The sequence below is a fragment of the Aerococcus sp. 150760013-2 genome, from assembly GCF_053627715.1.
The window spans coordinates 20214-33386 of record NZ_JBSEYI010000001.1 but is presented as its reverse complement, the minus strand read 5'-3'; the positions used below and the strand labels follow the sequence as shown (position 1 = coordinate 33386).

General features: G+C 39.3%; 13 protein-coding genes. 1 reads left to right on the top strand and 12 read right to left on the bottom strand.

Annotated features, from left to right (window positions below; all coding sequences use genetic code 11):
* Positions 1-170 precede the first annotated feature (170 nt).
* The 4 genes from ACUW85_RS00170 to ACUW85_RS00155 form a co-directional block, all read right to left on the bottom strand.
* Positions 171-614 (bottom strand): GatB/YqeY domain-containing protein, encoded by a 444-nt coding sequence (locus tag ACUW85_RS00170; protein WP_016897393.1) that lies wholly within the window; start codon positions 612-614, stop codon positions 171-173.
* Positions 615-644: 30 nt separating this feature from the next.
* On the bottom strand, positions 645-818 hold the full coding sequence (rpsU, locus tag ACUW85_RS00165) for a 30S ribosomal protein S21 (RefSeq protein ID WP_003142732.1): 174 nt from the start codon (positions 816-818) through the stop codon (positions 645-647).
* 268 nt (positions 819-1086) lie between these two features.
* Positions 1087-1506 carry a Fur family transcriptional regulator gene (locus ACUW85_RS00160; protein WP_048728115.1) on the bottom strand — a complete coding sequence of 140 codons (420 nt, stop codon included), beginning with the start codon at positions 1504-1506 and terminating at the stop codon, positions 1087-1089.
* A 40-nt stretch (positions 1507-1546) separates the two neighbouring features.
* The gene (locus ACUW85_RS00155) at positions 1547-2524 is read right to left on the bottom strand and encodes a ring-cleaving dioxygenase (protein WP_220456875.1); all 978 of its coding nucleotides are present in this window, start codon (positions 2522-2524) and stop codon (positions 1547-1549) included.
* Positions 2525-2692: 168 nt separating this feature from the next.
* Between ACUW85_RS00155 and ACUW85_RS00150 the strand changes: the two genes are divergently transcribed.
* Positions 2693-3523, top strand: coding sequence for a pyruvate, water dikinase regulatory protein (locus ACUW85_RS00150; protein WP_048728111.1), 831 nt, complete (start codon positions 2693-2695; stop codon positions 3521-3523).
* Between the two features lie 320 nt (positions 3524-3843).
* Here ACUW85_RS00150 and ACUW85_RS00145 read toward each other — a convergent pair whose 3' ends face one another.
* The 8 genes from ACUW85_RS00145 to hisS all read right to left on the bottom strand — a co-directional run bounded on the left by ACUW85_RS00145 (position 3844) and on the right by hisS (position 12850).
* Positions 3844-4767 carry a dihydroorotate dehydrogenase gene (locus tag ACUW85_RS00145; RefSeq protein WP_149255607.1) on the bottom strand — a complete coding sequence of 308 codons (924 nt, stop codon included), beginning with the start codon at positions 4765-4767 and terminating at the stop codon, positions 3844-3846.
* A gap of 30 nt (positions 4768-4797) precedes the next feature.
* Positions 4798-6075, bottom strand: coding sequence for a dihydroorotase (locus ACUW85_RS00140; RefSeq protein ID WP_182023021.1), 1278 nt, complete (start codon positions 6073-6075; stop codon positions 4798-4800).
* A complete protein-coding gene (locus ACUW85_RS00135; protein ID WP_182023022.1) occupies positions 6050-6961 on the bottom strand; it encodes an aspartate carbamoyltransferase catalytic subunit in 912 nt (303 codons plus the stop codon). The genes ACUW85_RS00140 and ACUW85_RS00135 overlap by 26 nt, the downstream gene beginning before the upstream one ends.
* A 147-nt stretch (positions 6962-7108) precedes the next feature.
* Entirely contained in the window at positions 7109-7615 is a 507-nt protein-coding gene (gene pyrR, locus ACUW85_RS00130; protein WP_003142739.1) for a bifunctional pyr operon transcriptional regulator/uracil phosphoribosyltransferase PyrR, read from the bottom strand.
* 279 nt (positions 7616-7894) lie between these two features.
* A complete protein-coding gene (locus ACUW85_RS00125; protein ID WP_182023023.1) occupies positions 7895-8548 on the bottom strand; it encodes an RDD family protein in 654 nt (217 codons plus the stop codon).
* A gap of 1 nt (position 8549) precedes the next feature.
* The gene (gene sppA / locus ACUW85_RS00120) at positions 8550-9575 is read right to left on the bottom strand and encodes a signal peptide peptidase SppA (RefSeq protein ID WP_048728099.1); all 1026 of its coding nucleotides are present in this window, start codon (positions 9573-9575) and stop codon (positions 8550-8552) included.
* Positions 9576-9725: 150 nt separating this feature from the next.
* Positions 9726-11498, bottom strand: a complete 1773-nt coding sequence (gene aspS / locus ACUW85_RS00115) for an aspartate--tRNA ligase (RefSeq protein ID WP_026466002.1) — start codon at positions 11496-11498, stop codon at positions 9726-9728.
* Positions 11499-11557: 59 nt separating this feature from the next.
* Positions 11558-12850: a histidine--tRNA ligase gene (hisS, locus tag ACUW85_RS00110; RefSeq protein ID WP_182023036.1), complete on the bottom strand. Its 1293-nt coding sequence runs from the start codon at positions 12848-12850 to the stop codon at positions 11558-11560.
* Positions 12851-13173 lie beyond the last annotated feature (323 nt).

Below are 13173 nucleotides of genomic sequence, written 5' to 3'. Positions count from 1 at the left end.
GCATTGTTGTCACTCCTTTCAAATTGCTAACTACAATTTATCAAAAACAGGATGTGATTGCAAGTTGTTTTTAATTTATTTTTAATTATTTTCTCATTTAAAATGTGAGAACCGATTTTTTGCCCAACAAAAAAGGAAGCCCGAAGACTTCCCTCTCAGATCCAGATTCATTAACCTAAATATTTTTTTGCTACTGTTTGGATTGCATTACCATCCGCTTGACCTTTAAATTTGGCCACAGCAGTTTGCATGACTTTACCAAAATCCTTCATAGATGTAGCGCCAACTTCGTCAATAACTTGTTTGACACCCTCGTCTAATTCAGCTTCTGATAATTGTGCAGGCAAGTATTCTTCGATAATCGCAATTTCAGCAACTGCGTTATCTGCTAATTCTACATGGTCTGCTTGACGGAACTCTGCTTCCGACTCTTTTCGTTGCTTCAACTCGCGAGCCAAAAGTTCAATTTCTTCATCTTCAGACAATGCACTTCCCTTGTTAATTTCAGCATTTTGAACTGCTGCTTTTAACATACGGATAACAGATAACTTAAATTTATCTTTAGCTTTCATGGCTACCTTCATATCGGTATTTAGTTGGTCTAATAACGCCATGATCCGCCTCCTTTATCGCAAGGTAAACGATTAGAATTTACGTTTACGAGCCGCTTCAGATTTTTTCTTACGTTTTACTGAAGGTTTTTCGTAGAATTCACGTTTACGTGCTTCTTGTATTGTGCCAGATTTTGAAACTGAACGTTTGAAGCGACGAAGAGCGTCGTCAAGTGATTCGTTTTTACGAACTACAGTTTTTGACATGACATTTCCCTCCCCTCGTTACTACAAATCGTTCTTTCATACTTGAAAAAACGTTCTAGTGAATTATACGCCATTATATTTATAAAGTCAATTATCCTAAGGTAAATTTGTTGAGAATTGTATTATTCACAAGTGAATATGTCTTAAGTATATATAAGGGAAAATGTCCGCCTTCTTTACCAGACAAGGGCTAGCCAAATTAGCTGCGATTTCACTTATAAAAAAAGAGCTAGAAATAGTCTCTAGCTCCTTTTCCGAAAGATTTACCTTACTGACATTCGCTACAAAGTCCTTGTAATTCAATGGTATGGCTGACAATTTCACAACCTGGTAATTGATCAGCAAAGAATGTCATGTGGCAAGAATTGATTGGAATCGTCTTGCCACAATTTGTACAGATAAAATGATGGTGGTGTCCTAAATGTGGATCACAATGCTTTCTAAAGACCATCTCCCCGTTGACTTCAGAGGTTTCAAGGAAGTGGTGGTCTTCGAATAATTTTAGGTTCCGGTAAATGGTATCGAATGAGATACCTGGATATAAGTTTTCTAATCGTTGCTGCACTTCTTTGGCGCTCAGGAAATAGGCCCCTTCTTCATCAAAGACGTTTAACATGTCAGCACGTTTCTTGGTATATTTAAAACCAGCTTCGTGTAGGACTTGCATGGACTCATCTACAAAATTCATAGTTATCACTCCAGTTCCTACCTATTCTAACACGGATTGATTACGATTTGAAGCCATAATCATTGGGCTGTGTTGTATCAAATTGACGGATTTGCGACTCAATATGCGCACGGTTTTCTTCCAAGAATGGCGGTAATGATAATGATTCACCTAACGTTTCATATGGTTCATCACCCATAAAACCTGGTCCATCAGTTGAGATTTCAATCAAGATGTCACCGATACGTGCGTATAGGGCTTCAAAGAAGAAACGATCGACTAAACCTGAACTCGGTAGACCGATTTGTTGATACTTGTTGACCCAATTTTGGATGGCATCGTGGTCAGCGACACGAAATGATACGTGGTGAACTTCACCGTATCCTTGTAATCCAGGTGGTGTCACTAGGTCTTTACGTAAGATAACTTGACCACCGTTACCACCCTCGCCTACTTCATATAGGGCTTCTTGGCCATCGTCTGACAATTGTTTCATGCCATAGATTTGTTCGAGAATTTTTCCAAAGTCTTCATAGTAAGATACTGAAATTTCGATTGGTCCTAATCCGTAAATCGCTTTGTCTTCTGGGACTGGCCCATTTTTCCAAGGTTTACCAGGTGCAACACCCTCGTTTTTTTCATCTGAGAAGATTTGTAGGCGTTGACCGTCAAAATCTTCAAAACGTAAAACTTTCTTTCCGTAAACTTCTTTAATTTCTTCAGTCTTCACATCAAATGCTTTCAACCGTTCTTCGTAGTAAGCTAAGGCTGCATCATTTGGCACACGTAAACCGATACGTGAAATTGAGTTTGTTCCATAGTACCCACTTGGCACGTCCGGAAAGTCAAAGAATGTTAAATCTGTACCCGCGGTTCCTTCATCATCCGAGAAGAAGGTATGGTAAGTATGAATATCATCTTGGTTAACTGTTTTCTTAACCAAACGCATGCCCAAAACACCTGCATAAAATTGATAATTCTTTTCCGCGCTTGAAGTAATAGCCGTTACGTGGTGAATACCTAATAAATCTGTTGACATAATTATTGCTCCCTTTTAATGAAATATCTTTTAAGTTCTTATATTTCGAATTCGTATTAATAATATATCATTTTTTTGTTTCGAATTCAAATTGTTTTGTCTTCGATTTTTCTGACACATTATATATGATAGAATAAACTTAATATATAGATTATTGGAGGCAAAAAGATGAGCCAAGACACACCACAAAAGCCAAAATATTTCCTGATTTCGGATGCAGTTGGGTCGCTAGTGAATGATATTTTCCAAAGCGTGTCCGTTCAATTTCCATCCGTTGAATTTGATATCACTAATTACCCTTTCATACAACACGATGACATGCTGCTACCTATTTTAAAACAGGCAAAAATTGAAAAAGCATCCATCGTTGCTTCTTTCATCAATAAAGACCTTAATAAAATTGCGGAAGATTATTGTGAAATGGCGGGGATTTTCTACTTGAATGTCCTTGACAAATTAATGGATCAGATTGTGAGTCAAACAAATGTGAAACCGTCCGGAAAACCGGGTATTCGCCACCAACTTGACGATGAATACTATAAACGAATTGAGGCCTTAGAGTTTGCGGTCAATAACGATGACGGTCAACAACCCAAACGCTTTATCGATGCGGATATCGTCTTATTAGGGATTTCTAGAACGTCTAAAACCCCATTAAGTATGTATCTTGCGAATATGGGTTATAAAGTGGCCAACCTGCCGCTGGTCCCAGAATCTAGAATCCCAGATATTATTTATGAAATTGAGCGGTCAAAAATTATTGGTTTGACCAATGACGTCAATGTTTTAAATAAATTCCGTCGCGAACGTATGCGGTCATATGGGATTGAAAATGCCAGTCTGTATACAGATGATGCCCGCATTGAAAAAGAATTGGCCTACGCCAACAAACTATACGAAGAGTTGAATTGTCCAGTCATCAACGTCGCTGACCGGTCAATCGAAGAAACAGCCACCTTAATCATCATGTTCTTCAACTCAAGAAACACCCCAGGGTGAGAGAGCCAACGTTCAGACAGGAACATTGGAAGTTTAAGGCAGTAGATGTGCAAAGTCAGTTACAAATTAAACTGAAATGCAGTCCTGTCTTGAGGCTCAAACCCGACTACCCAGGGTGAGAGAGCCGACGTTCAGACAGGAACATTGGAAGTTTAAGGCAGTAGATGGGCAAAGTCAGCTACAACTTAAACTGAAATGCAGTCCTGTCTTGAGGCTCAAACCCGACTACCCAGGGTGAGAGCGAAACCACTCAGCTTAAAATAACACTATAAAATAAAAAAACAGCGCCATGATTGTCATGAGCGCTGTTTTTCAAGTATTTATTGTTTGATCATCATTTTCATTTCTTGGACTAATTTTTCAATAGATTCAATATTCAATTCATCCATACGTGCTGGCAAGCCTTCGATGATTTCCTTACAAACCATTGGGTTCGCGTAGTTAGCTGACCCAACTTGGACTGCTGTTGCGCCCGCAATAATCATTTCTAAAACATCGTCGATACTTTCAATCCCACCTACTCCAATAATTGGAATATCCACCACTTGGGCTACTTGACGAACCATTCGTAGGGCCACATATTTCACTGAAGAGCCTGATAAACCGCCTGTCACGCCACCTAAAATAGGTTGTCTTGTTTCCAAGTCAAATGTTTGACCAGTAATCGTATTAATCATGACGATAGCATCTGCACCTGCACCTTCTACCGCTTTGGCAATTGCTGTAATGTCCGTAACGTTTGGCGTTAATTTTACATATACAGGTAAGTCTGTTGCTGCTTTGACTTGTTTTGTTAAATCGGCGGCTACTTCTGGATCTGTCCCGAATTGTAGACCACCTAACTTAACATTCGGGCAAGATATATTTAACTCTATTGCTTTAACATTTTCAGGCTGTGATAAGGCTCTTGTAGCTTCTACATAGTCTTCTACGTTTTTACCTGCCACACTTTGGATAATAGGCACATCAAATTGGGCTAAATATGGTAATTTTTCTGCTAGGACGCCTTCAACACCTGGGTTTTTTAAGCCAACTGAATTTAAAATACGTTCGCCAGAGTGGAAGTAGCGTGGATCTGGATTCCCTTTTCGCACTTCAACAGTTGTCGATTTGTCCACTAAAGCCCCTAAGATACTTAAGTCATATTTGTCCGCGAACCCTTCACCGTAGCCGAAACAGCCTGATGCCGGCATAATAGGGTTCTTCAATTCTAAACCTGGTAATTTCACACTTAAACGTGACATAATAGCCTCCTTCAATAAGTTTTACTTGGATTATTTTTGCTCGTAAACAACTTCCCCATGGAATACGGTCAATGTGCACATACCGTACACTTCTTCACCGTTGAATGGTGTCACTTGTGATTTTGACAAGTAGTCAGCAGGATCAATTGTATATGCTTGATCTAGATCAAAAACTGCAATATTGGCTGGGCTGTCAACTGCAACCGTTGCAGGTGTTAAGCCGAAAACTTCAGTCGGCGCAGTTGCCATTTTTTCTAATAAAAATGCTAGCGACATTATGCCAGTTTTTACAAAATTTGTGTACATCACTGCGAAGGCCGTTTCAATACCCACAATCCCAAATGGTGAATGCATAAAACCGTTCGCCTTTTCAGCTAAGGTATGGGGTGCGTGGTCAGTTGCGACCATATCTAAAGTCCCGTCTAAAAGCCCTTCTAATAAAGCTGCTTGGTCTACTTCTCCGCGTAAAGGTGGGTTCATCTTGTAAGTTGCATCATCTGAAGGAATATCAAGTTCATTTAAGATTAAGTGGTGAGGTGCCACTTCAGCTGTCACATGCACACCGCGTGCTTTACCGTCTCGAATGGCAGCAACAGAGGCTTTTGTTGACACATGACAAACGTGGTAATGAACGCCTGTTTCTTCCGCTAAATGAATATCCCGGGCGATTTGGCTTGACTCGGTTGCATTCAAGATACCAGGTAACCCTAATTCCTTGTTTTTAATACCTTCATGGATCACGCCACCGAACAACAGACTTTCGTCTTCCGTATGGGCAACGATTGGTTTACCTACGCGTGCTGCTTCTTTCATAGCCAGATACATAGTGCCTGCAGTTTGAACCCCAAACCCGTCATTGGTAAAAGCAAAGGCTTCTGGCATATGTTCCATGTCGACTAAGTTGTCTGATTTTAGGTTACCTGTAATTGGCGCATATTGTAAGACTTCAATGACTGCATCTTGATCAATCAATTCTTGAATCGCTGTTAATTTTTCCGGTGTATCAGGTGCAGGATTCAAATTAGGCATGGCTGCCACTCGGGTAAAACCACCACGTGCTGCTGCTTGACTACCAGTTAAAATCGTTTCTTTATCTTCAAAACCGGGTTGGCGGAAGTGAACATGCACATCTGTCAATCCTGTAGTGACTAATTTCCCAGCCACATCAATAACTTGGTCATTATCCGCAATGTCGAAATCTAATTGCTCGCTAAGTGCGACAATCTTTTTGCCGTCAATTTTTAAATGAACATCTACTAGTTGATTATCTTTTGTAACCTGTTTACCATTTGTGATTATTAAGCTCATCATATCTTCCTTTCAATACCCATTCCAAAATTGCAATACGTGCATAAACCCCGTTGAACATTTGTGACACAATCCGACTCTTCTCGCACTCGATCAATTCATCCGCAATCTCAACGTCCCGGTTAACTGGTGCTGGGTGCATGATAATGGCGTGGTCTTTCATGGTTTGGAATCGTTCTCGCGTTAAACCGAATTGTTCATGGTAGTCTGCCTTTTCAAAAGGCTTGTCCCCGTTTGGATGGCGTTCCAATTGAACTCTCAGCATCATCACGACATCGGCCGTTTTCACAGCGTCGTCAACTGACATCCACTCACCATATTTTTCATAGCGCTTATCAAAGTATTGGTTTGGCCCAGCAAAAATGACATTCGCCCCTAATTGATTTAGCATCATCATATTGGAAACGGCTACCCTTGAATACATGATATCACCAATAATGGCGATATCTAAGTCTCTAAAGTCACCGAATTCTTCGTAAATGGTCATGATATCAAGTAAAGATTGGGAGGGATGTTGACCTGCTCCTGAACCCGCGTTTACCACCTGCACATCAAGGTTAACCAGTTGGTCAGGATAGTTAGCGTCAGGATGGCGGATAACCACAACGTCGGCACCGATTGCTTGCATGGTCAAGACTGAGTCGTATAGAGACTCCCCTTTATTAACGGATGACGTTGTCAGGTCAAAGTTCATCCGATGCATGCCAATTTTGTGTTCAGCCATCTCAAAACTCATTTTGGTTCGCGTTGAATTTTCAAAGAACATGTTCACGATCGTTCGGTCGCTCTTAAAACTGTCTCGTCCATGTTTAAAGTCAGACGCTCTCCTCACTAACCTCATAAATTCTTCATTGGTAAATTGTTCTACGGATAAGAAATGTCGCATTCATATACCTACTTTCATCGAAAAAAGTGCTTGTAGATCCATGTCTACAAGCACTTCGCTAGGTGAATACACTGGTTCTACATAAACCAGTTCACATAGAAAAATCACTTGTAGCCTCTCGGACCCACTTAAAGTAATACACTACGTCTATTTAATTAAAACCTCGTCTTTATCATCTACTTCATTTAAAGCCACAACTACATCTTCTTCACGAGCAGTTGGGATATTTTTTCCGACAAAATCTGCACGGATTGGGAATTCTCTATGTCCACGATCAACTAAAACTGCTAAGGCAATCTCAGCTGGACGACCTAGGTCAACACAAGCATCTAAAGCAGCGCGTGTTGTCCGGCCAGTATATAAAACATCATCTACCAAGATGACCTTTTTACCCGTTAAATCTGTCCCTTTTTTTGCCACTTGAATAGCTTCTTCTGCGTCATCACGGTAACCATCGATATTGATTTTTTCGACAGGAACAACTCCTTCAATTTCTTCAATTTTAGCAGCTAGACGTTCAGCTAAAGGAACACCTCTCGTTTCAATCCCAACAAGCACCAAATTATCAATACCCTTGTATCGTTCGATAATTTCATGAGACAAACGTGTTAAAGCGCGGCCAATTTCTTTTTCATTCATAATCACTTTTACCATGGTATGACCTCCATTATTTGCTTAAGTAAGAAAAAAAGACTACTTCCCTACTTGCGTGCGCAAAAAGAAGTAGTCTTTCCCCATTCGGTTAAAACTAGACGTGTCATGCCTTCTTCGTCTCTCTGGACGCAAGTTAAAGGTTTTCATTTATTTCTCATTATTATAACGCACCTAACAAAAAAATCAAGAGTTATTCAATGGGTGCGAGAAGCGGCACAGTTTTCATTAGCCAAAGTACCACAAAAGGTGTAGCGTTTCAGCTACACCTTTTGTCAATTATTAAATCGCATTTTCTTCAAACAACATAGCAAATTGTCCTAATGAAATGACATTTGTATCTGTAAAGTAATCCATGAAATTTTGACGCTTGTTTGAGAAGACAACCATCAAACCTAAAAACGGAATTGTCGTTAAAATCACTTTCCCTAAACCTTCACGAAGTAAACATGTCATAAAGGATAATTTATATTGCTTGTTGGTTACAACTTGAAGGCCTAGTAACCCTTTACCAATCGTTTGGCCATTGGTAAAGAATGTTGACAAGGTAAAGTAGGCAATTAAGACGAATTGATCGACTAGGAAAGTTACTGCAGCAGGTAAGGTGCTATAAGCGCCTTGTGTTACTGCATTTAAGACGCCCGTGACTAGTAAACGTAAGGCGTATACCATCAGTAAATCAATTAAGAAGGCAACTAAACGAATCCAGAAACCGCCATATAGATTACGAGCATATCCTGAAGCAATATCTGCTTCTAGGTTACGGCGATAATTTGAAAAGATTTCTTGTGGTGAAGCTTGCAAAGATTTAATTTTGCGTTCACGACGTTTTTCTTTAAAATCTGTTTCTACTGACCCTTCATAAAGACGTTCATTTAGCTTCGGCAATTCAACACTATCTTGATTATCCTTAGCGTTTTTACGGCGTTTAAACATCTTATTCACCTCCGTACATGTAATAGAATTGAGGTGTTGAGGTATCTTCTAAAACCTCTAAAATTTGCGTCATTTCATCCGCTGTATTGGTTTCTGATTGACTAGTAAATAAGTTTTTCTCAGCTAATAATGACATAAAATCAGTCAGCCATGAAGTAGCAGATGTAGGTGAGTAGTCTACAACGGTAGCTGTTTCCAAGTTGTTATCAGCTCTTAAAGCTGCTAAAGCATCTTCTTCGTAACCAATTTGGTCAGCTAAGCCATTTTCAACGGCTTGTCTTCCTGAATAAATGCGGCCATCAGCTAATTTTTTCACGTCATCAGTTGACAACCCGCGGCCATTCGCTACAATCTCAACAAAACGGTTGTATTTCTCTTGAATGAAAGAATTTAAGACGTCTTTTTCTTCATCAGAAGCACCTCTAAATGATGAACCCATATCTTTCAATGCCCCTGATTTGTAGGTATCCATAGCTAAACCATGCTCTTCCATAAAGCCTGAGAAGTTCGGCACTTGCATGATGACACCAATTGAACCAGTAGTGGTTTCACTATCTGTATAAATTTGATCACCGACCATTGAAATCATATAACCACCAGAAGCAGCCATTTGCCCCATTGAAACATAAATTGGGATTTCACGACTTTCTTTTAAGTCAAGTAAGGCATTATATAATTCTGTACTCTCATATACCCCACCACCTGGTGAATTGACGGTTAATAATAATGCTTGAACGTCATCATTTTCTTTAATTTCTTCAATAGAATCTAGGATACCTTGGTAATCCATCCCTTCAGAAAAAGAACCTGACCCAGAGTTGTCTGCAATCGTTCCATTGACTTCTAACACCGCCACCTGACGGTTTGTGTCCCCTACTTCAATAATATTTTGCGCGCTTGAAAACACATTTGATCCCTCAGAAAGCAGATTATTGACATTGGTTTGGCTGGTCAATTGGCTACCAAATGCACCCAGTGCGAGGATAATAACAGCAACAATTGCTAATATCCATGATTTTTTACTCATTAACTTAATCCTCCTCCAAATAAAAAAGTAAATATATATCTAAGTATATTCTACCATACGACATATATTTACTCTTCAAAATTGTTAGATATGACACTTCAAGTTTACGATGATCATTAAAAAAATGGCCCTGAGGCCATTTTTTTATACTTAATCAAAATCAATTGTAGTGACTGATAATGATAATTCTTCTAATTGTTGTTCTGATACTTGGCTTGGTGCTTCTGTTAGTGGGTCAAATGCACGACCATTTTTAGGGAAGGCAATCACTTCACGGATGTTTTCTTCACCAGCTAATAACATTACTAAACGGTCTAGACCTAAAGCTAATCCGCCGTGTGGTGGGAAACCGTAGTCTAAAGCATTTAATAGGAAACCAAATTGAGAAGTTGCAGATTCTTCTGTAAAGCCTAAAGCTTTGAACATTTGCATTTGCATTTCTTTTTGGTAGATACGTAATGATCCACCACCGATTTCATAACCATTTAAAACGATATCGTAAGCTTGTGCGTATACATCTTCTGGGTTTTCAGCTAATTTATCCACGTCTTCCTCGTTAGGCATAGTGAATGGGTGGTGCATTGCGTTGAAGCGTTTTGTATCTTCATCATACTCAAGCAATGGCCAGTTTGTTACCCATAGGAAGTTGAATTGGTTTTTGTCCATTAAGTCTAATTCGCGACCGAATTTCAAACGGATTTCAGATAATGATTGGTTTACAACTGATTCTTTATCTGCAACGAACACTAAGACGTCACCAGTTTCAGCCTGTAAACGGTCCATTAATGGTGCGGGATTGTCTTTAAAGAATTTACCAATTGGACCAGATAAACCTTCGTCAGTGACTTTGATCCAAGCCACACCTTTAGCCCCGTATGTAGATGCAAATGGTGTTAAGTTGTCCAAGTCTTTGCGCGAGTAGTTGTCACCAGCACCTTTGATATTGATAGCTTTAACGATGCCACCTTTTTCAATTGCTTGGTTGAATACTTTGAATTCGTATTGATCAACGATATCAGAAATTTCCACTAATTCTAAACCAAAACGAGTATCTGGCTTGTCGTTACCGTAACGTGCCATTGCATCGTCATAAGTAATGATTGGGAAGTTTTCAGTGATATCAATGTTTTTAGTGCGTTTCACAACTGTTTTCAACATACCTTCAACTAAATCACGAATTTCTTCTTGTGTTAAGAAAGTTGTTTCTAAGTCGATTTGCGTAAATTCTGGTTGACGGTCTCCACGTAAATCTTCATCACGGAAACAACGAACAACTTGGTAGTAACGGTCCATACCGGCAGACATCAACAATTGTTTAAATAATTGTGGAGATTGCGGTAATGCATAGAATTCACCTGGATGTACACGAGATGGTACTAAGTAATCACGCGCACCCTCTGGCGTAGATTTTGTTAAGTAAGGTGTTTCTACTTCGATAAATTCTTGATCATCTAAGTACCGGTGGATTGTTGATACTACTTGATGACGCAATTTCATATTGTTCGCCATTTTTGGTCGACGTAAGTCAACGTAACGGTATTTCATACGAATTTCGTCGTTTACATCAATATCATCTTCAACTGGGAATGGTGGTGTTTTTGAAATGTTTAAGATTGTTAAATCAGAAACCATCACTTCAATGTCACCCGTTTTAATTTTCGGGTTCGCCAATCCTTCACCACGTAACACAACTTCACCAGTTACCTCAATCACGTATTCAGAACGTAAACGTTCAGCTTCAGCAAATTGGTTGCCTAAGTTTTCCACGTTGAATACAGCTTGAACGATACCTTCGCGGTCGCGTAAATCAACAAAGATTACCCCACCTAGGTCACGACGTTTTTGTACCCATCCTTTTAATGTTACAGTTTGTCCAACGAATTCGTTAGACACATTTCCACAATACACACTACGTTGCATTATATGCAGCTCCTTTTATTTTAAATCTCTTTTGTTTAGTATCTCTATTTTAAAAATAACTATTATTGGTTTAATTCTTGGTAAATGCTTGCAAAATCATCCGCAAATTTTTCTAGCGGGTAGGCAGCTTCATTACCAGAGGTCATATGTTTAACCGTGATTTGGTTATTTTCCAATTCAGATTCCCCAATAGTAACAACCAAGTCTGCGCCTAGTTTATTGGCGTCTCTAAATTGTTTTTTAGGTTTAGCACCAAAGAAGTTTCGGTCAGCTGAAAAACCAGCGCGACGCACGTGTTGTAAAACTTTCATCGCTGCTTCATCCGTACCGTCTCCGATATTCACCACATAAACGTCAAGCTCATGCATGTCTGGTACTTGAACTTCTTGCGCCTTCATCAACAAGATCAAACGCTCGATTCCTAAACCAAAACCAAATCCTGGAGCAGATTCTTTACCATCTGAAATCTCTTGAACTAGGCCGTCATAATTACCCCCACCACAAATTGTTGTTTGGGCCCCAAAGACTTTGTCTTCAGACATGATTTCAAAAATAGTATCTTGGTAATAGTCTAAACCACGTACCATATTTGGATCGATTTCAAAATCAATACCTAAGGCTGTCAATAAAGATTGCACATCATTAAAGCGTTTAGTTGATTCTTCAGAAAGGTAATCCAAGATTGACGGCGCATTGGCCACGATTTCGATATCTTTTTTATCTTTTGAATCCAATACACGTAACGGATTTTTATGTAGACGTGTTTTCGAATCTTCAGATAATTCATCCGTAAATGGTGTTAGATAGTCTATTAGAGCTTGGCGGTAAGCAAGACGCGAACTGGTGTCCCCTAATGAATTGATCACTAGCTTGATATGTTGGATATTTAGCGATTTAAATAGATCCATTGCTAAAGCAATCGTTTCTACATCTTTGGCAGCATTTGCTTCACCAAATACTTCAACACCGATTTGATGGAATTGGCGTAAGCGACCACTTTGTGGTCTTTCATAACGGAACATTGGTCCCATATAATAGACTTTATAAGGTTTCACCTGTTCAGGTGCGTATAATTTATTTTCCACATATGCCCGGACAATTGGTGCTGTCCCCTCAGGTTTCAAAGCAATATGACGGTCACCCTTGTCATAAAAATCATACATTTCTTTAGACACTACATCTGTTGTTTCTCCTACACTACGGGAAAATAATTCATAACTTTCAAACATGGGTGTACGAATCTCAAAATAACGATATTGGTCTAGAACTCTTCTGGCAGTTTCTTCTATATAATGCCATAGATTCATATCTTCAGGTAAGATGTCTGCAGTCCCTTTTGGTCGTTGAATCACAATAACCCTCCTTTAAAAATAAAAATAAAAAAACGTCCTTACATTCCAACAATAGGAATATAAGGACGAGTTAACTTCGTGGTACCACCTTAATTTCAACAGCTATGGCTGTTGCTCGACGCGTAACGTGCGTGACGGAATAGCTTTGCACTATTCTCCTCCAGAGTGTTTGCAAATAAATGACATTGAGCATTCTCACCCGTTAGCTCTCTCTAGAAATGTCGACAATTATTCTTACTCTTTCATTGGATCATTCATCCTTTATCTTATATCAAAACAAAAAAAGTGTCAAGATAGTATATTTTCTAGTTGTTCATTTATCACAA

What these genes read in the sequence shown, in the direction of transcription:
- ACUW85_RS00170 (WP_016897393.1), bottom strand. Translation starts at nt 614, where the DNA reads ATGGCGTTATTAGACCAACTAAATACCGATATGAAGGTAGCCATGAAA.
- rpsU (WP_003142732.1), bottom strand. Translation starts at nt 818, where the DNA reads ATGTCAAAAACTGTAGTTCGTAAAAACGAATCACTTGACGACGCTCTT.
- ACUW85_RS00160 (WP_048728115.1), bottom strand. Translation starts at nt 1,506, where the DNA reads ATGAATTTTGTAGATGAGTCCATGCAAGTCCTACACGAAGCTGGTTTT.
- ACUW85_RS00155 (WP_220456875.1), bottom strand. Translation starts at nt 2,524, where the DNA reads ATGTCAACAGATTTATTAGGTATTCACCACGTAACGGCTATTACTTCA.
- ACUW85_RS00150 (WP_048728111.1), top strand. Translation starts at nt 2,693, where the DNA reads ATGAGCCAAGACACACCACAAAAGCCAAAATATTTCCTGATTTCGGAT.
- ACUW85_RS00145 (WP_149255607.1), bottom strand. Translation starts at nt 4,767, where the DNA reads ATGTCACGTTTAAGTGTGAAATTACCAGGTTTAGAATTGAAGAACCCT.
- ACUW85_RS00140 (WP_182023021.1), bottom strand. Translation starts at nt 6,075, where the DNA reads ATGAGCTTAATAATCACAAATGGTAAACAGGTTACAAAAGATAATCAA.
- ACUW85_RS00135 (WP_182023022.1), bottom strand. Translation starts at nt 6,961, where the DNA reads ATGCGACATTTCTTATCCGTAGAACAATTTACCAATGAAGAATTTATG.
- pyrR (WP_003142739.1), bottom strand. Translation starts at nt 7,615, where the DNA reads ATGGTAAAAGTGATTATGAATGAAAAAGAAATTGGCCGCGCTTTAACA.
- ACUW85_RS00125 (WP_182023023.1), bottom strand. Translation starts at nt 8,548, where the DNA reads ATGTTTAAACGCCGTAAAAACGCTAAGGATAATCAAGATAGTGTTGAA.
- sppA (WP_048728099.1), bottom strand. Translation starts at nt 9,575, where the DNA reads ATGAGTAAAAAATCATGGATATTAGCAATTGTTGCTGTTATTATCCTC.